Source organism: Aurantiacibacter gilvus (assembly GCF_038289935.1).
Classification (GTDB): Bacteria; Pseudomonadota; Alphaproteobacteria; order Sphingomonadales; family Sphingomonadaceae; genus Alteraurantiacibacter; species Alteraurantiacibacter gilvus.
The window spans coordinates 574,516-591,715 of the sequence record NZ_JBBYHV010000001.1; the positions used below are offsets into that span (position 1 = coordinate 574,516).

The following is a 17,200-nucleotide window of genomic DNA, read 5'->3' on the forward strand; positions in this document are numbered from 1 at the left end:
GTCGGAACCGCCATGTCGAACCGTGATCACCTTACCATTGACCAGCTCACCGGCTCGCGCGGTATGCGTACGCGGCGAGAAAAGCTTGGCTTGGCCATTAGTGTTATGGCCTTCTTCGGCGCGATTGGCATCGTCGGCTGGTTTGTCCTCGGCGGCAACTATGCGGAAGGCGGTTTGGATACGTCGGGTCCCAGTGTCCTTTTCGAAGGCGGTGAATACCGCACCAACGCCTCTGCGGACTCCGATAGCGATAGTGCCGGAATCGCTGACGTGGATGACTACGTCGTCGGCAGCTATGGCGATCCCGTAGACGAGCTCTACGCAGACGATTCCGATGGTGGCTGGGGTGCCATGGCCCTGGAGCGGTCGGCGCCCGACATCGATGCGGAAAGGTCCGGACCGCGGCGCTTGGGCCGCATCAGCCGCGGGAGCGGCGGCAGCAACTAGGCAGGCGCCCATGCCTTTCGCAAAAGGCATATTGCTTTCGCCGGCATCTGCGCCTAGATAGCCGCCATCCCGACATTGTCGTGACAATCAAGGATGCTGGCGCCGCAAGGGGCCGGCCCCAACCTTCTTGTCCGCATGCGGGTGTTGTGATGGAGACCCGATGGCCGATCTGGCACGCCTGACTGAACTATTCGAACCCCTCGCTGCTGCGCAGGGTTTCGAGCTCGTGCGCGTGAAGATGACCGGTTCGGGTGACGAGCGCACCTTGCAGATCATGGCGGAGGACCCGGCAACGGGCCAGCTGGTGGTCGATCAGTGCGCTGCCCTGTCGCGCGCCATTTCCGACCGCATCGACGAGATCGAGGAAGGCGGCGAGGAACTGGTCGAGGGCGCTTACAACCTCGAGGTTTCCAGCCCTGGCATCGACCGCCCGCTGACCCGCCCGAAGGATTTTGCCAACTGGGCAGGGCACGAAGCGAAGATCGCGCTTAGCGAAAAGATCGACGGCCACCGCAAGTTTGTCGGCGAACTGGTCGGCATCGACGGCGACGTGGTCACGATTGAGGACAAGCAGGCCGGCGCTGTTGCCGTGCCGCTGTCAAAGGTTCACTCGGCTCAGCTCGTCTATACGGACAAGCTGGTCGCCGCCACACAGCCGCTCGACATTGCGGGCGTCGAAGACATTGAAGAACTCAACGAGGAAGAAGAGGCTAACACCTAATGGCCAGTCCCATTTCCGCCAACAAGGCAGAGCTGCTCGCGATTGCCAATGCCGTCGCATCGGAAAAGATGATCGACAAGGCGATCGTCATCGAAGCCATGGAAGAAGCGATCCAGAAGGCCGCGCGTGCGCGTTTCGGCCAGGAAAACGATATCCGTGCCAAGCTCGACCCGGTGACCGGCGACCTGCGCCTGTGGCGCGTTGTCGAAGTGGTGGAAGAGGTCGAGGACTACTTCAAGCAGGTCGACCTGGAGCAGGCCGAGAAGCTCGAGCCCGGCAGCAAGGTGGGCGACTTCATCGTCGACCCGCTGCCCGCCATGGACGACCTCGGCCGCATTGACGCGCAGAGCGCCAAGCAGGTGATCTTCCAGAAGGTCCGCGATGCCGAGCGCGAGCGTCAGTTCGAAGAGTTCAAGGACCGCGCCGGCGAAGTCATCACCGGCGTGATCAAGTCGGTCGAATTCGGTCACGTGATCGTCAACCTCGGCCGCGCCGAAGGCGTGATCCGCCGCGACCAGCAGATCCCGCGCGAAGCCGCCCGTGTCGGCGAACGCGTCCGTGCGCTGATCTTGAAGGTGGAGCGCAACAACCGCGGCCCGCAGATCTTCCTCAGCCGCGCGCACCCCGAATTCATGAAGAAGTTGTTCGCGCAGGAAGTGCCCGAAATCTACGACGGCATCATCGAGATCAAGGCCGCCGCCCGCGACCCGGGCAGCCGCGCCAAGATTGGCGTGATCAGCCACGACAGCTCCATCGACCCGGTCGGCGCCTGCGTCGGCATGAAGGGTTCGCGCGTCCAGGCCGTCGTGCAGGAACTGCAGGGCGAGAAGATCGACATCATTCCGTGGTCGGAAGATACCGCCACCTTCGTGGTGAACGCGCTGCAGCCCGCCACCGTCAGCCGCGTGGTGCTGGACGAGGATGAGAGCCGTATCGAAGTGGTGGTGCCGGACGACCAGCTTTCGCTGGCCATCGGCCGCCGCGGCCAGAACGTGCGTCTCGCCAGCCAGCTGACCGAGAGCCAGATCGACATCATGACCGAGGAAGAAGCCTCGGAGAAGCGCAGCGCCGAATTCGCCGCCCGCTCGAAGATGTTCGAAGACGAACTCGATGTCGACGAAACCCTGTCGCAGCTGCTGGTTGCCGAAGGCTTCGTGGAGCTGGAAGAAGTGGCCTACGTGTCGCTGGAAGAACTCGCCACGATCGAAGGCTTCGACGAGGAACTGGCTGAAGAACTGCAGAGCCGTGCGCTGGAAGCGCTCGAGCGGCAGGAAGCGGCATTCCGCGAAGCACGCCGTGAACTGGGCGTCGAAGATGCTCTCGCCGATATCCCCAACCTGACCGAGCAGATGCTGCTGGTGCTGGGCAAGGCCGGTATCAAGACGCTCGACGATCTTGCCGATCTCGCCACCGACGAACTGATCGCCAAGCGCCGCGAAGCGCCGCGTCGTCGCCAGTCGGCTGACGGCCCGCCGATGCGTCGTCCGCAGCGCACCGAAGACAAGGGCGGCGTGCTCGGCGCCTTTGGCCTGACCGAAGAGCAGGGCAACGAGATCATCATGGCTGCGCGCGCGCACTGGTTCGAGGACGAGGAAGAGGCAGCCCCGGCTGCTGACGCCCCGACCCAAGCAGAGGAGGCCGCCGATGCGGAATCCTCGCAATGACCCATTAGGTTCGCCTCCAACTGAGGGCGCTGACTCCCCGGAAGCTCTTGACGAGCTGAAGGGGAGCGAGCGGCGCTGTGTGCTCACCGGACGTACAGCCGCGCGGGACGATCTCGTGCGGCTGGCGCTTTCGCCCAATGGTGACGTGCTGCCCGATGCCCTGGCCAAGGCGCCGGGGCGGGGCGCATGGATCGGCGTGTCCAAGGACGAACTCGCGGCCGCGATTGCCAGCGGTCAGCTGAAGGGCGCGTTGTCGCGGGCCTTCAAGACCGGCGATATTTCGATCCCCGAAGACTTGCCTACAAGGGTGGAGGTCGCCCTGAAGCGCGCCATGCTTGACCGGCTGGGTCTCGAAATGCGCAGCGGACGTCTTATCTTGGGGTCTGACCGTATCGCCAATGAAGCGCGGATGGGTGCCATTGCGGCACTTTATCATGCCGCCGATGCGAAAGAGGACGGGCGCCGCAAGCTGGATCAGGCATGGCGCGTTGGCCTCGACGAGGAAGGGTCCGGGATGCAGGGCGATGTCCTGCCACTGGACCGCGAGGCCCTGTCTGTGGCATTGGGCCGCGAAAATGTTGTCCACCTGGCGCTTGCCGATGCGAAATCGGCGCAGCGGATCGCACAGCCGCTGGGGCGTCTGCAAACCTTTATGGGTGTCGCTGACGCGACATTGTCACGAACCACGCCGGGTGGCGGATAGCCGCCCCGGAAGGGGCGTGAATATTTGATTTTGAAGGATTAGTACGAGCTTATGAGCGAAGAGAACGAAACCCCGAAGCGCACCCGCAAGCCGCTTGGCCTGAAGCGCTCGGTCGATGCTGGGGAGGTCAAGCAGACCTTCAGCCACGGTCGCACCAACAAGGTGGCGGTCGAGGTCAAGCGTCGTCGCAAGCTCGTCAAGCCGGGCGAAGAACCGGCGGCCCCGCCGCCTCCGCCTCCGCCGCCTCCTCCCCCGCCGCCTGCGGCAGAAGAGAAGAAGGCTCCGGCCAAGAAGGCCCCTGCTGGCGAAACGCCGCAGGAAAAGGTCGCCCGCCTGCAGCGCGAGGCAGAGGAAGACCGGCTCCGGCAGGCCGAGGAATCACGCAAGCGCGAGGAAGAGCAGGCCAAGAAGGCCGCCGAGGACGAAAAGAAGCGCGCCGAAGACAACCGCAAGGCTGAAAAGGCCGAAGAAGAAGCCGCCAAGCGCGTCGAGGAAGAGGTCAAGGCTGCGTCCGAAGCCGAGGCGAATGCCGCGGAGGCTGCCGCGACTGCCCCGGCGGACGATCCCACACCGGCACCGGCTGCCCGCAAGTTCACCCCTGTTGCGCGTCCGGAACCCAAGCGTCCCGAGAAGAAGCGCGAGGAAAAGCCCAAGCGTGGCGGTGCTGGCGGCGGTGGCGGCGGCGGCGACAAGCGTCGCTCCGGCAAGCTGACGGTCAACAAGGCGCTGAACGAGGACGAAGGCCGTCGGGCCCGTTCGCTCGCCGCGCTGAAGCGTGCGCGTGAGAAGGAACGCCGCGCCCAGGGCGGTGGCTCCAGCGCTCCGCGTGAAAAGCAGGTTCGCGACGTCGTCGTGCCCGAAGCCATTACCGTGCAGGAACTGGCCAAGCGCATGGGTGAAAAGGGCGCCGACCTGGTGAAGGAACTGTTCAACCTCGACATGATGGTGACGGTCAACCAGACCATCGACCAGGACACGGCAGAGCTGCTGGTCGAACAGTTCGGCCACACCATCCAGAAGGTCTCCGAGAGCGATGTCGATATCGACTCCTCGGAAGAGCAGGATCCGGAAGAAACGCTGCAGCCGCGTCCGCCGGTGGTGGCCGTCATGGGCCACGTCGATCACGGCAAGACGTCGCTGCTCGACGCCCTGCGCAAGACCAATGTGACCAAGGGCGAGGCCGGTGGCATCACCCAGCACATCGGTGCTTACCAAGTGACCACCAAAGACAAGTCGAAGATCACTTTCCTCGACACGCCGGGTCACGCCGCATTTAGCGAAATGCGTGCACGCGGTGCCAATGTCACCGATATCGTGGTGCTGGTGGTGGCTGCCGACGACGGCATCATGCCGCAGACGATCGAGGCGATCAGCCATGCCAAGGCGGCAAACGTTCCCCTGATCGTGGCCATCAACAAGTGCGACAAGCCCGAAGCCAACCCGCAGAAGGTTCGTGAGCGCCTGCTCGAGCACGAAGTGATCGTTGAAGAGATGTCGGGCGACGTGCTCGATGTCGAAGTGTCGGCCAAGACCGGCAAGGGTATTGATGACCTGATCGAGAAGATCAACCTGCAGGCCGAACTGCTGGAGCTGAAGGCGCGTCCGGATCGCGACGCCGAAGCCACCGTGATCGAGGCGCAGCTGGACAAGGGCCGCGGCCCGGTGGCCACCGTGCTGATCAATCGCGGTACGCTGAAGCGCGGCGACACCTTCGTCGTCGGCACCCAAAGCGGCCGCGTACGTGCGCTGGTCGACGACCAGGGCAAGCAGGTCAAGGAAGCGGGGCCTTCGGTCCCGGTCGAAGTGCTTGGCCTGGGCGGCGTGCCGTCAGCCGGTGACGTGCTGACCGTGGTCGAAAACGAGGCGCGTGCCCGCGAAGTGGCGCAGTATCGCCAGGAAAAGGCTACCGAAAAGCGCACCGCGCTGGCTCCGACCAGCTTCGACACCATGTTCAACAAGTCGAACGTGATCGAATGGCCGGTGGTGGTGAAGGCCGACGTGCAGGGCTCTGTCGAGGCGATAACCACGGCGCTGCACAACCTGTCGAACGACGACATCAAGGTGCGCGTGCTGCACGCGGGCGTTGGTGCCATCACCGAAAGCGACGTGACGCTGGCGAACGCCTCGAAGGCGCCGATCATCGGCTTCAACGTGCGTCCCAATGCCAAGGCGCGTGAACTGGTGAAGCGCGACGGCGTGCGGATGATGTATCACGATGTGATCTATCACCTGACCGACGAGATCACCAAGGAACTGCTCGGCGAGCTGGGTCCGCTCAAGGTGGAGAACGTGGTTGGCCGCGCCCAGGTCAAGGAAGTGTTCAAGTCCGGCAAGAGGGACAAGGCGGCCGGTCTGTTGGTGGAAGAAGGCGTCATCCGCAAGGGTCTGCACGCCCGTCTTACCCGCGACGATGTCATCGTTTCGGCAACGACCATCGCCAGCCTGCGCCGCTTCAAGGACGACGTCGACGAAGTCCGCTCGGGCCTCGAATGCGGCGTGGTTCTGGAAGACACCAACGACATCAAGCCGGGCGACCAGCTTGAAGTGTTCGAAGTGAACGAGGAAGAACGCACGCTTTGAGCGAAGAGTTCGAGGAAGAGCAGCCGAAGAAGGACCGGTGGTATCACCACCTGTTCGACTGATGCTTCGGCTGCTCCTTCGATCTCTTTGTAATCGCGATCGTTTTCGTTGGAACTCCTGTCTGGCGGCTTAGCTGATGACCGAACAATCTCCCATGCTGCAATGGCCCTCGGCGAAGCTGATGGGTGCAGAATTCGTGTCCTTCGACCAGGATACGCTGACGGTGGAGATGGCCTTCTTGCCGCCGCCCGAGTTCGCCAACATGCGCGGACACGTGCAGGGCGGCCTCCTTGCCGGCCCGATGGACGAGGCCATGGGCGCAGCCGTCTTTCTTGCCACGCAGGGCAAGCTGCAGCTGTCGCTCGACATCAACATCTCTTTCCTGCGCCCCGTCGCCATGGACCGGATCACGGTCAAGGCGCGCGCGGTAAAGGCTGGACGCCGTGTCAGCTTTGTCGAGGCGGAATTGTTCGATAAGGATGGCAAGCTGTGCGCACGCACGACGGCCACTTCGATGACCACCGAATGGCCGAACATGAAGCAGGGACCTGACGCCTGATGGCCAAGCATTCGCGCCCCGAAGACCAGTCCGTCCGCTTGCTCAAGGTGGGTGAGCGCGTGCGCCATATCCTCAGCGAATTGCTGGCGCGCGGCGAGGTGCATGACGACGTGCTCTCGGCGCACAATATTTCCGTCACCGAGGTGCGCATGTCGCCGGACCTGCGCAATGCCAAGGTCTACGTGAAGCCGCTGCTGGGCGAGGACGAGGACGTGGTGGTGAAGGCCCTGCGCACCAACACCGCCTTCTTCCAGCGCGAGGTCGCGCAGCGGCTTGGCCTGAAGTTCGCTCCCAAGCTGCAATTCCGCGCGGACGAGAGCTTCGACGAAGCCAGCAGGATCGAAAGCTTGCTCGACGATCCCAAGGTGCGGCGGGATATCGAAGGGGACGAGTAATCCCCAGTCCCGCTGGCCCCGCGCTTGTCGAAGGGCAGCAATCCACCTTAGCCATGTGCCCATGGCCAAGCTCTATTTCTACTACGCCAGCATGAATGCGGGGAAGTCGACCACGCTGTTGCAGGCCGACTTCAACTATCGCGAACGCGGGATGGACACGATGCTGTGGACCGCCGCGATCGACAACCGTGCCGACCATGCCATCGCCAGCCGGATCGGCCTGGGAGCAGATGCGCGGCGGTTCACGCCGGGCACCAACCTGCACACCGAAGTCATGGCGCGCCACGGGGAAAGCTCGCTGTCCTGCGTGCTGATCGACGAGGCGCAGTTCCTCACCGCGACGCAGGTGTGGCAATGCGCGCGGCTGGCCGACGAGGGCGGCATCCCGGTACTCTGCTACGGCCTGCGCACCGATTTCCGCGGGGATCTTTTTCCCGGCTCGGCGGTCCTGCTGGGCATTGCCGATGCCTTGGTGGAACTGAAGGCCGTGTGCCACTGCGGCCGCAAGGCAACGATGAACCTGCGCGTATCGGCAAGCGGGGAGGCCGTGGGCGAGGGTGCCCAGACAGAGATCGGCGGCAACGAGCGCTACGTCGCCCTGTGCCGCGACCACTTTGCCGAGCAATTGGGGATGTACGGCTAGGCGGTCAGAAGACACCCATTTCGAGGCCCGCCGCCAGTGTGGCGCCGGTCTCGCGCGCCTTGGCCAGTTCGGCCTCGTCGATCACCTTTTCGGCGAGGATTTCCTCCGGCGTCTGCGCACCGACATTGGTGATCTGCGTGTCCGCCACGCGCTTCAGCCGCCAACCCGTGCAGATGCGTTCGAGCTGCTGCCGGGCGTTCTCGCCGTCCGATCCGGCACAGATCAGCGCGGCGTAGGGGCGGCCCTCGATCTTGCCGAGCACATCGTAATAGGTGCGGTCGAACATGGCCTTCATCACCCCGGCGATCGCGGCCAGGTTTTCCGGGCAGGCAAAGAGGTATCCGTCGGCCTCCAGCAGGTCATCGGCTTCGGTTTCCGAGGCGGGAAGGAAGCGGACGTCGACATCGCCAGCTTCCGTCGCCCCGTCGCGCGCGGCTTCGGCCAGCTGGCGGCTGCCGCCGGTGCGCGAGTACCAGACTATCGCCAGCCGCCTCATTCGGCCGACATGGCTTCTGGCAAGGTGTCGATGAATACGCTCGCTCCCGGGCCGACCGGTATGTCGAAGAGGACCCAGGCCACGGTCAGCAGTACGCCGGCGGTGAGGATGCCGATGGCATAGGGCACCATGGCCGCCGTCAGGCTGCCGATACCGAAACCCTTGTTCCAGCGGCGGCAGAATACCAGCACGAGCGGGAAATAGGGCATCAGCGGGGTGACGATATTGGTGGCGCTATCGCCCACGCGGTAGGCTGCCGTGGTCATCTCCGGCGACAGGCCCAGCAGCATCAGCATGGGCACCATGACCGGCCCGAGCACGGCCCACTTGGCGCTGGCAGAGCCGATCAGCAGGTTGAGCGCCGCCCCGAAGGCGAGCACGCCGATCAGCATGGCCCAACTGGGCAGGCCGCTGGCGCGCAGGGCGTCCGCCCCGTCCACCGCCAGCACCAGTCCCATGTTGGACCAGGCGAACATGGCCACGAAATGCGCGGCGGCGAAGGCCAGCACCATGTAATATCCCATGTCCTTCATCGCCTCGGCCATCATCGTGACGAGGTCGTTCTGGGACTTGATCGTGCCCGCCGCGCGGCCATAGGCCCAGCCGGGCAGCAGGAAGACCAGAAGGAAGAAGGGCAGCAGGCTGCGGTAGAAGGGCGTCATGCGCCCTTCGGGCGGTGCCGTGGGGTCGATCAGTGGCGAATCCGGCAGTGCCAGCAACAAGGCCCACAATCCGCAAACCAGCAGCACCATCCCGAAGGCATGCAGCAGGCCGCGTTTCTGCCCGATGGTAGTCCCGGTCTGTGGCTCGTCATCGCCGGCCGCCGCTGAACCGTCGACGGCATAGCCGGACAGGCGCGGCTCGATGATCTTGTCGGTCACGAACCAGATCACTGGCAGGTAAACCACCGTCATGGCGGCGATAAAGTACCAGTTGCCCGCGATATTGGCGGTCCAGCTGGCAAAGACGGTCTGCACACTGGCCTCGGTAATACCCAGCAAGAGGGCGTCGAGCTGGCCCGGCGTCAGGTTGGCGGAGAAGCCGCCCGACACGCCGGCAAAGCTGGCCGCGATCCCGACGAGCGGATGCCGTCCGGCGGCGTGGTAGATGACGCCCGCCAGCGGGATCATCACCACGAAAGCGGCGTCGGCGGCGTGGTTGCCCAGCATCGACACCAGCGCCACTGCCGGGGTCAGCAGGGCCTTGGGCACCCGGGCCATGCTGACGCGCATGGCGGTGGAAAACAGCCCTGAACGTTCCGCCACGCCCGCTCCCAGCATCACCGTCAGGACATAGCCAAGCGGCGGGAAATGGGTGAAGGTCTGCGGCATCTCGGTGAGCAGACGGCGCAGGTTGTCAGATGACAGCAGGCTCTCCACTGCGACGATGCGGTAGGTGCCGGTTTCGGGATCGATCTCTGCCGGATGGGCCGCGGACCAGCCTGCCCAAGCGGCGACCACCGTGATCGCGACAAGTGCGAGGATAAACCAGAGAAACAGGAACACCGGGTCCGGCAGCCTGTTGCCGGTGCGCTCGACCCAGCCGAGAAAGCCGGTTTGTGATGGTGCCGCTGTTGCCTGTGTCATCGAACCCCCGTGCGAAAGCGGGCAGATTGTCACGTTGGGCGCAGGCGGTCCAGCCCCCTTGGTCGGGCCTCCATGGCGGAAGGCACTTTAACCGGGCGCGCGGCATCACCATCTGTTCCGTCAATGAATGAAACCATCCTTCTGGCGGTGATCCTGATCCCGTGCCTGATCATCGCCATCGTCTTTCACGAAGTGGCGCATGGCTGGGTGGCCAAGCTGCTGGGCGATCCGACCGCGTTCGAACAACGCAGGCTTTCCTTCAACCCGCTCCGCCATGTCGATCCGGTGGGCACCCTGCTGGTGCCGGGCGGTCTCGCGCTGGCGGGCCTGCCCGTGTTCGGTTGGGCCAAGCCCGTGCCGGTAATCAAGGGCAGGCTGGACAATCCACGTTATGGCATGATGGCCGTGGCCGCAGCCGGGCCGGGGATGAACTTGGCCCTGGCGCTGCTCGGCGCGGTGATGCTGGGCCTGTTCGGTCACCTTGCGGGTCCGTCCATCGATGGCGAGCCGAGCGTGCTGCTGATGGCCTTCACCTACTTTATCGGCATCAACGTCTTCCTGGCGCTGTTCAACATGCTGCCGATCCCGCCGTTCGACGGATCGCATGTCGTGGAGGGCTTGCTACCGCCGTCCGCCGCACGCACCTACAACAAGTTGCGGCCCTTCGGCTTTCCGCTGCTGTTCATGCTGCTGCTGGTGGTGCCCGGGCTGTTCCCGCAGGCGAATATCATCGAAAATGTTGTCTTCCCGCCGGTGGAGTGGGTGATGGCCCAGTATTTCGCGGTGGCGGATCTCGTGGCGGGAAATTAACAATCCGGCACCGGAAAGTTCATGGTTTGTTCAACGGGCTTTAGGCAGAAACGGTCTCCACAACAATGGAGAATTGAACATGGTTCGTAACATCTGGGTCGCGCCTGCAGTCGCTCTCGGTCTTCTTTCCGCACCTGCCGCCGCGCAGGATGTAGCCGATACTGCACCCGCCGCAGAACGTGCGGAGGAAGCCCGCATTCCCTTCTTGAATTACGGGGCTATCCGCAGTTGGCGTGCTGACGATCGCGACACGCTTTATATCCAGGATCGCCGCCGCAACTGGTATCGGGCGGAATTGATGGCACCGGCGCACGAGCTGCCGTATGCCAACGCGATCGGTTTCGACACCGGGCCGATCGGCCACCTTGATCGCTTTGCGGTGCTGGTGGTGGAAGGCCGACGCATTCCGCTGAAGTCGCTTGTGCAGGTGGATAGTCCGCCGATGAACGACGAAGCGTAATCTTTGCTGGACAATTGATTGCAACATGCGGGGGCGGGCCTTAGGTCCGGCCCCGTGTTGCATGGCTGGATCATCCTCGACAAGCCGCGCGGGCTGGGTTCTACCCAAGCCGTGGGCGCGGTGAAGCGCAACCTGCGCGAAGCGGGTTACGGCAAGGTGAAAGTCGGCCATGGCGGCACGCTCGATCCCGAAGCCGAGGGCGTGCTGCCCATCGCGCTGGGCGAAGCGACCAAGCTTTGCGGCCGCATGCTCGACAGCGACAAGACCTATGAATTCACCATCCAGTTCGGCGAAGAGACCGACACCCTCGATGCCGAGAGCGAAGTGGTCGCGCGCTCCGACCGGCGGCCGCCGCTCGCTGCCATAGCCGCGATCTGCGAGCACTTCACCGGCCCGATCGAGCAGGTGCCGCCCAAGTATTCGGCGTTGAAGGTGGACGGCAAGCGCGCCTATGACTTGGCGCGGGCGGGGCAGGACGTGGATTTGGAAAAGCGGGCGGTCACGATCCACTCGCTCGAATTCCTTGGCCCGGACCTGTCTGCGGAGGGGGTTTCCGCCTTTGACACGGTAGCCGGGCGTCCCGATCCCTACGATCCGCAGATGCCGCTGGAACTGGCCGACAGCGTTACACTGGTCGCCCATGTTTCGAAGGGCACATACATCCGCAGCCTTGCGCGGGATGTGGCACACGCCCTTGGAACCGTGGGCCACGTTACCTATCTCAGGCGCATAAAGGCCGGCCCGTTCGTACAGGAACAGGCGATTTCGCTGGACAAACTGAACGAAATCGGTAAGGGCGCGCCACTTCAAGACCACCTCCTGCCACTGGAGGCGGGGCTGGACGGTATCCCGGCCCTCGCTCTCGATCCGGATAGTGCGCAGGCGGCCCGACAGGGCCGGGTCGTTTCCGGATTGCCCCATCCCGACGGGCTCTACTTTGCCAAGCTGGGCGACACCCCGGTGGCATTGGTGGAACTCGAAGGGGGACAGATGAAAGTCGTCCGGGGTTTCAACGTCTAGGATACTGCGAAAGGTATGAATACATGTCGGTAACCGCCGAAAAGAAGACCGAGATCATCCAGGACAACGCCGTCGGCAAGGGCGACACCGGTTCGCCGGAAGTACAGGTTGCCATCCTGACCGAGCGTATCCGCAACCTCACCGAGCACTTCAAGGACCACCACAAGGACAACCATTCCCGTCGTGGCCTGCTCAAGATGGTCAACAAGCGTCGTTCGCTGCTGGCCTATCTGAAGAAGAAGGACCTCGGTCGCTACAACGCCCTGATCCAGAAGTTGGGTCTGCGTAAGTAAGAGTTTCTCGAAGGGGCGGCTCCAAGGGCCGCCCCTTCGTTCATTTGCGCGATGTATTTGCCGCGCAAGCAACAAGATGCATCCTTCACAAACCGGTGGAGGGGCTTCGGGGCACGCAAGGCCCCACACCGGACCGGGACGGCTTACCCGGAAACTGTAGGCCCCGCATCGCAATATGGCGCTGCGGGTTCAGAAGGATAATACATGTTCGACAAGAAAACCGTATCGCTGGAGTGGGGCGGAAAGACCCTCACCCTCGAAACCGGTCAGATCGCCCGTCAGGCTGACGGCGCGGTTCTGGCCACCTATGGCGAAACCGTGGTGCTTTGCGCCGTGACTGCCGCCAAGTCCGTTCGCGAGGGGCAGGACTTCTTCCCGCTCACCGTGCACTACCAGGAAAAGTTCTCCGCCGCGGGCCGTATCCCGGGTGGCTTCTTCAAGCGCGAAGGTCGCGCCACGGAGAAGGAAACGCTGACCTCCCGCCTGATCGACCGCCCCGTGCGTCCGCTCTTCCCGGAAGGTTTCTACAACGAAATCAACGTGATCTGCCAGGTCCTGTCCTATGACGGCGAGACCGAGCCGGATATCGTCGCCATGATCGCCGCTTCGGCTGCGCTGACCATTTCCGGCGTGCCCTTCATGGGCCCGATCGGTGCCGCACGCGTCGGCTTCGTCGATGGCGAATATGTGCTGAACCCCAGCGTTTCCGACATCTTCGAAGAAGGTCGTCTCGACCTCGTCGTCGCCGCCACCAACGACGCGGTGATGATGGTCGAATCCGAAGCCAAGGAGCTGACCGAAGAAGAAATGCTCGGCGCCGTCATGTTCGCGCACGAGGAAAGCCGCAAGGTTATCGGTGCGATCATCGAACTGGCCGAACAGGCTGCCAAGGACCCGTGGGAAATCGACACTTCGGACGATACCTCGGCGATCAAGGAGAAGCTGCGCGGCATCGTCGGTGACGACATTGCAGCCGCTTACAAGCTGACCGACAAGTCGGCCCGTTCGGACGCGCTGAACACCGCCCGCGCCAAGGCCAAGGAAGCCTTCGCAGGCGAAGAGCCGCAGACGCAAATGGTCGCCAACAAGGCGGTCAAGAAGCTGGAAGCGGAAATCGTGCGTGGTGCCATCCTGAAGGACGGCCAGCGTATCGACGGCCGCAAGCTGGACCAGGTTCGCCCGATCGAAGCCATGGTCGGCCTGCTGCCGCGTACCCACGGTTCGGCGCTGTTCACCCGCGGTGAAACGCAGGCGATCTGCACCACCACGCTGGGCACCAAGGACGCCGAGCAGATGATCGACGGCCTCGAAGGCCTGTCGTACAACCACTTCATGCTGCACTATAACTTCCCGCCCTACTCGGTCGGTGAAGTTGGCCGCTTCGGCTTCACCAGCCGCCGCGAAACCGGCCACGGCAAGCTGGCATGGCGTGCGCTGCACCCCGTGCTGCCGTCGCATGAGGACTTCCCCTATACGATCCGCATCCTGTCGGACATCACCGAGTCCAACGGTTCGTCGTCGATGGCGACCGTTTGCGGTGGCTGTCTGTCGATGATGGACGCCGGTGTTCCGATCGAACGCCCGGTGTCGGGTATCGCCATGGGCCTGATCCTCGAAGGCGACGAATTCGCCGTGCTGTCCGACATCCTGGGTGACGAAGATCACCTTGGCGACATGGACTTCAAGGTGGCCGGTTCGGAAGCGGGTATCACCTCGCTCCAGATGGACATCAAGGTGGCCGGCATCACCAAGGAAATCATGCAGAGCGCGCTGGAGCAGGCCAAGGCCGGCCGGGCGCACATCCTGGGTGAAATGACCAAGGCACTGTCGGGTGCCCGCGGTGAAGTGTCCAAGCACGCTCCGCGCATCGAGACGATGCAGATCGACAAGTCGAAGATCCGCGACGTCATCGGTACGGGCGGCAAGGTGATCCGTGAGATCGTCGCCGAAACTGGTGCCAAGGTCGACATCGACGACGAGGGCGTGATCAAGATCAGCTCCTCCAACGCCGACGAGATCGAGGCCGCGCGCAAGTGGATCGAAGGCATCGTCGAAGAAGCGGAAGTCGGCAAGGTCTACACCGGCAAGGTCGTCAACATCGTCGATTTCGGTGCGTTCGTGAACTTCATGGGCGGCAAGGACGGTCTCGTCCACGTGTCCGAAATGAAGAACGAGCGCGTAGAAAAGCCGACCGACGTCGTGTCGGAAGGCCAGGAAGTGAAGGTCAAGGTTCTCGAGATCGACAACCGCGGCAAGGTCCGCCTGTCGATGCGCGTCGTTGACCAGGAAACTGGCGAAGAGCTGGAAGACACCCGGCCTCCGCGCGAACCCCGCGAGAAGCGCGAAGGTGGCCGTGGTGGCGATCGTCGTGGCCCGCGCAGCGGTGGCCGTGGCGGCGACCGTGGTGGTCGCGGTCCGCGTCGCGATGGCGGCGGCGACAATGACGGCGGTGGCAGCGACCACATGCCGGCCTTCCTGAAGGACGACTGATCCAAGACTGTGCGTCACCCCAGGCCTGACCCGGGGTCTCGAGCCGCATGGTCCAACCGGGCAGAGACAGATCCCGGACCAGGTCCGGGATGACGAGACGGAAAAATGATGGCCGCGGAAGCACTTCGCTTCTGCGGCCATTGTTCGTTCAGGCTTCGTGTGAAATGTTCCGCCCGGGCAAACAGGTGGGAGGCAGGCAATGCGTAAGGTGTTGGCGGCGGCAGGTGTACTGGCGGGGCTGGCACTCTGGCCTGCGGCGGCAGGTGCCAGCGGCGGCTACGGTTGCGTCGGCAGCTGGACGCTGGAAGCAGGCGATTACGGCTGCGACAGCACGGTGGTGATCAGCCCCGGCAACGACACCCGCGTGAACATGCTCCTGCTGCTGCGCGAGCTGAACGGTGCCGGGACCACTCCCCGGGACCATTCCATGGAGCAATGGGAATACGACGAGTACGGTCACAGCTTCTTCGACTGGCAGCAGCTGACCGACACGCTCTATCCCGTCGATGACCAAACCGAATACTCCTCCATGAACGGCACGCGCTGCCAAAGCGTGGAGCAGGGCGGTGAACAGTTCATGGCGGCAGTCGCCCGCAACCGCGCCATCGGTGCGGCGGATCGCGACCGGCTGGCGGAAGGTCGTGCGGCGTTGCTGGATTTCTGCGTGAGCATTTCCGGCTGGTCTACACGCAACATGCCTGCAGAGTTCGACAGCGCTGCCCTGTCGCGCAGCTATTCCTCGCGAGAGGCGCGCGATTTCGGCACCTACATCAGCGGTGCAGCCGCCTTTTATGCGGGCGAATGGCGCGGGGCCAAGGCACGCTTCGCCTCGCTGCGCGGTGCCCGCGACGAATGGGTGCGCGAAGCGGCACGCTACATGGAAGCGCGCACGGCGCTGGCCGAGGCCAACGACAGCGGCCTGAACGAGTGGGGCTTCTACGACGCCGACGAGGCCGATCAGCAAAAGGCCCGGGAGGCGGGTGAAGCACTGGCCGCCTATCTCGAAGCCTATCCCTCGGGCCGGTTCTCCACCTCTGCGCGCGGCCTCCAGCGGCGCGCGCGCTGGATCGCCGGTGAGTCCGTTCAGCAGGGTGCCAACTATGCCCGCCTGCTCGCCAGCGTTGACGCGGGTTCGCGCGCGGCGGTGGACCTGATCGACGAGGTGGAGGGCAAGTTCTTCTTCGTCGACGGCGCGGAAGAGGGCATGCGCGGGCCGTTGCTGCTGGCCGTGCACAACCTGATGCGGATGCGCAGCACGCCCGGCCAGGAGTGGGATAACCGCCATGACCAGCCGTTGCTGACCACTGCCCAGCTGGCGAGCCACGAAGCGGTGTTTACCGATCACCCGGAGCTGTTCACCTATCTCCAGGCCAACCGCGCCTATTACATCGACCACGACTACCGCCGCGTGCTGCAATTGCTGCCTGACGATGCGCGGCACAGCAGTTATTCGCCGCTGCAATTCAGCCGCCAGATGCTGCGCGGCATGGCGCTGGCGCAGCTGGGCGACCGCAACGAGGTGGGCTTCTGGCGCGAACTGATCGAGGGCACGGACCGGCTTTACCAGCGCCCCACGGTCGAGCTGGGGCTTGCGCTGGCTTGGGAGCGGGCAGGGCAGGTGGACCGGGCCCTCGGCCCGGATTCGCCGATCGAGGATGCGCGGGTGCGCGAGATCCTGATCGAGTATTCGACTGGTCCGGAGGTGCTGCGCTCTCTGGCGAGCGGTGCGGGGCGCACACAGGATGAGCGCGACCGTGCCGCCTATGTCCTGCTCTACCGCGAGCTGACCCGCGGTGAGTATGCTGCGGCCTTGCGAGACCTGTCCTTGGCCCGAGCCGGAGCGCCAACCACGAACTCCGACGAGGACACCTACGAACCGCAGATCCCCGCCGGCGTCTTCGCCTCGGGCAATTTCACCGGCGCCTATGCCTGCCCCAGCCTGCGCGAGACGCTGCAGCGCCTTTCCGGCAACGCCCGCGACGTGCAGGGCCGCTTGTGCCTTGGCGACTTCTACCGCCTCAACGGGTTTGACCAGCACTACCTCGACTATGACCGCGACGAAGGCACTCTGGGAAGCCATGCCAGCTATCCGGGCGAGGCAACCCCGCGCAGCCGGTTCTACAGCGACATTATCGCCCAGCGCGGCGTCTCGCGCGAAGACCGTGCCTATGCGCTCTACCGGGCGATTCACTGCTATGCGCCTTCAGGCTATTCCAGTTGCGGTGGAGAACAGGTCGCCGAGGAACAGCGCGCGGCGTGGTTCCGCCGGCTGAAGAACGAGTTCGGCGACACCCGCTGGGGGGAGGAGGCCGAATATTACTGGTAAGCTCGCC

16 protein-coding genes are annotated in these 17,200 nt (G+C 64.0%); 14 read left to right on the plus strand and 2 right to left on the minus strand.

The genetic code is table 11. The annotated features are described in order from the left end of the window. Positions 1-12: 12 nt before the first annotated feature. The 8 genes from AAEO60_RS02860 (at position 13) to AAEO60_RS02895 (ending at position 7,712) form a co-directional block, all read left to right on the plus strand. Positions 13-447 carry a hypothetical protein gene (locus AAEO60_RS02860; RefSeq protein WP_341672138.1) on the plus strand — a complete coding sequence of 145 codons (435 nt, stop codon included), beginning with the start codon at positions 13-15 and terminating at the stop codon, positions 445-447. 160 nt (positions 448-607) lie between these two features. After that, positions 608-1,168, plus strand: coding sequence for a ribosome maturation protein RimP (rimP, locus tag AAEO60_RS02865; RefSeq protein ID WP_341672139.1), 561 nt, complete (start codon positions 608-610; stop codon positions 1,166-1,168). Continuing rightward, positions 1,168-2,832, plus strand: coding sequence for a transcription termination factor NusA (nusA, locus tag AAEO60_RS02870; RefSeq protein ID WP_341672140.1), 1,665 nt, complete (start codon positions 1,168-1,170; stop codon positions 2,830-2,832). Before rimP ends, nusA begins: the two co-directional genes overlap by 1 nt. Next, entirely contained in the window at positions 2,813-3,535 is a 723-nt protein-coding gene (locus AAEO60_RS02875) for a DUF448 domain-containing protein (RefSeq protein WP_481125108.1), read from the plus strand. The genes nusA and AAEO60_RS02875 overlap by 20 nt, the downstream gene beginning before the upstream one ends. Before the next feature lie 51 nt (positions 3,536-3,586). Continuing rightward, positions 3,587-6,115, plus strand: a complete 2,529-nt coding sequence (infB, locus tag AAEO60_RS02880; protein WP_341672142.1) for a translation initiation factor IF-2 — start codon at positions 3,587-3,589, stop codon at positions 6,113-6,115. A gap of 136 nt (positions 6,116-6,251) precedes the next feature. Then, the gene (locus AAEO60_RS02885) at positions 6,252-6,674 is read left to right on the plus strand and encodes a PaaI family thioesterase (RefSeq protein ID WP_341672143.1); all 423 of its coding nucleotides are present in this window, start codon (positions 6,252-6,254) and stop codon (positions 6,672-6,674) included. Next, positions 6,674-7,069, plus strand: a complete 396-nt coding sequence (gene rbfA, locus AAEO60_RS02890; RefSeq protein WP_341672144.1) for a 30S ribosome-binding factor RbfA — start codon at positions 6,674-6,676, stop codon at positions 7,067-7,069. Before AAEO60_RS02885 ends, rbfA begins: the two co-directional genes overlap by 1 nt. A 61-nt stretch (positions 7,070-7,130) precedes the next feature. Beyond that, positions 7,131-7,712, plus strand: a complete 582-nt coding sequence (locus AAEO60_RS02895; RefSeq protein ID WP_341672145.1) for a thymidine kinase — start codon at positions 7,131-7,133, stop codon at positions 7,710-7,712. Between the two features lie 4 nt (positions 7,713-7,716). On the opposite strand, the gene AAEO60_RS02900 is transcribed toward AAEO60_RS02895, so the two are convergent. Both AAEO60_RS02900 and AAEO60_RS02905 read right to left on the minus strand, forming a co-directional pair. Next, positions 7,717-8,208, minus strand: a complete 492-nt coding sequence (locus tag AAEO60_RS02900) for a flavodoxin family protein (protein ID WP_341672146.1) — start codon at positions 8,206-8,208, stop codon at positions 7,717-7,719. Next, positions 8,205-9,794 (minus strand): AbgT family transporter, encoded by a 1,590-nt coding sequence (locus AAEO60_RS02905; RefSeq protein WP_341672147.1) that lies wholly within the window; start codon positions 9,792-9,794, stop codon positions 8,205-8,207. Before AAEO60_RS02905 ends, AAEO60_RS02900 begins: the two co-directional genes overlap by 4 nt. A 123-nt stretch (positions 9,795-9,917) precedes the next feature. Between AAEO60_RS02905 and AAEO60_RS02910 the strand changes: the two genes are divergently transcribed. The 6 genes from AAEO60_RS02910 (at position 9,918) to AAEO60_RS02935 (ending at position 17,193) form a co-directional block, all read left to right on the plus strand. Beyond that, on the plus strand, positions 9,918-10,604 hold the full coding sequence (locus tag AAEO60_RS02910) for a site-2 protease family protein (RefSeq protein WP_341672148.1): 687 nt from the start codon (positions 9,918-9,920) through the stop codon (positions 10,602-10,604). Positions 10,605-10,683: 79 nt separating this feature from the next. Next, complete coding sequence (locus AAEO60_RS02915; RefSeq protein WP_341672149.1) at positions 10,684-11,064, plus strand: DUF6491 family protein; 381 nt, start codon at positions 10,684-10,686, stop codon at positions 11,062-11,064. A 54-nt stretch (positions 11,065-11,118) separates the two neighbouring features. Further along, positions 11,119-12,084, plus strand: coding sequence for a tRNA pseudouridine(55) synthase TruB (gene truB, locus AAEO60_RS02920; protein ID WP_341672150.1), 966 nt, complete (start codon positions 11,119-11,121; stop codon positions 12,082-12,084). Positions 12,085-12,107: 23 nt separating this feature from the next. Continuing rightward, positions 12,108-12,377 carry a 30S ribosomal protein S15 gene (gene rpsO / locus AAEO60_RS02925; RefSeq protein ID WP_341672151.1) on the plus strand — a complete coding sequence of 90 codons (270 nt, stop codon included), beginning with the start codon at positions 12,108-12,110 and terminating at the stop codon, positions 12,375-12,377. A 204-nt stretch (positions 12,378-12,581) separates the two neighbouring features. After that, positions 12,582-14,867 carry a polyribonucleotide nucleotidyltransferase gene (pnp, locus tag AAEO60_RS02930; RefSeq protein ID WP_341672152.1) on the plus strand — a complete coding sequence of 762 codons (2,286 nt, stop codon included), beginning with the start codon at positions 12,582-12,584 and terminating at the stop codon, positions 14,865-14,867. Positions 14,868-15,066: 199 nt separating this feature from the next. Next, a complete protein-coding gene (locus AAEO60_RS02935; protein ID WP_341672153.1) occupies positions 15,067-17,193 on the plus strand; it encodes a PA5441 family protein in 2,127 nt (708 codons plus the stop codon). Positions 17,194-17,200: the final 7 nt, after the last annotated feature.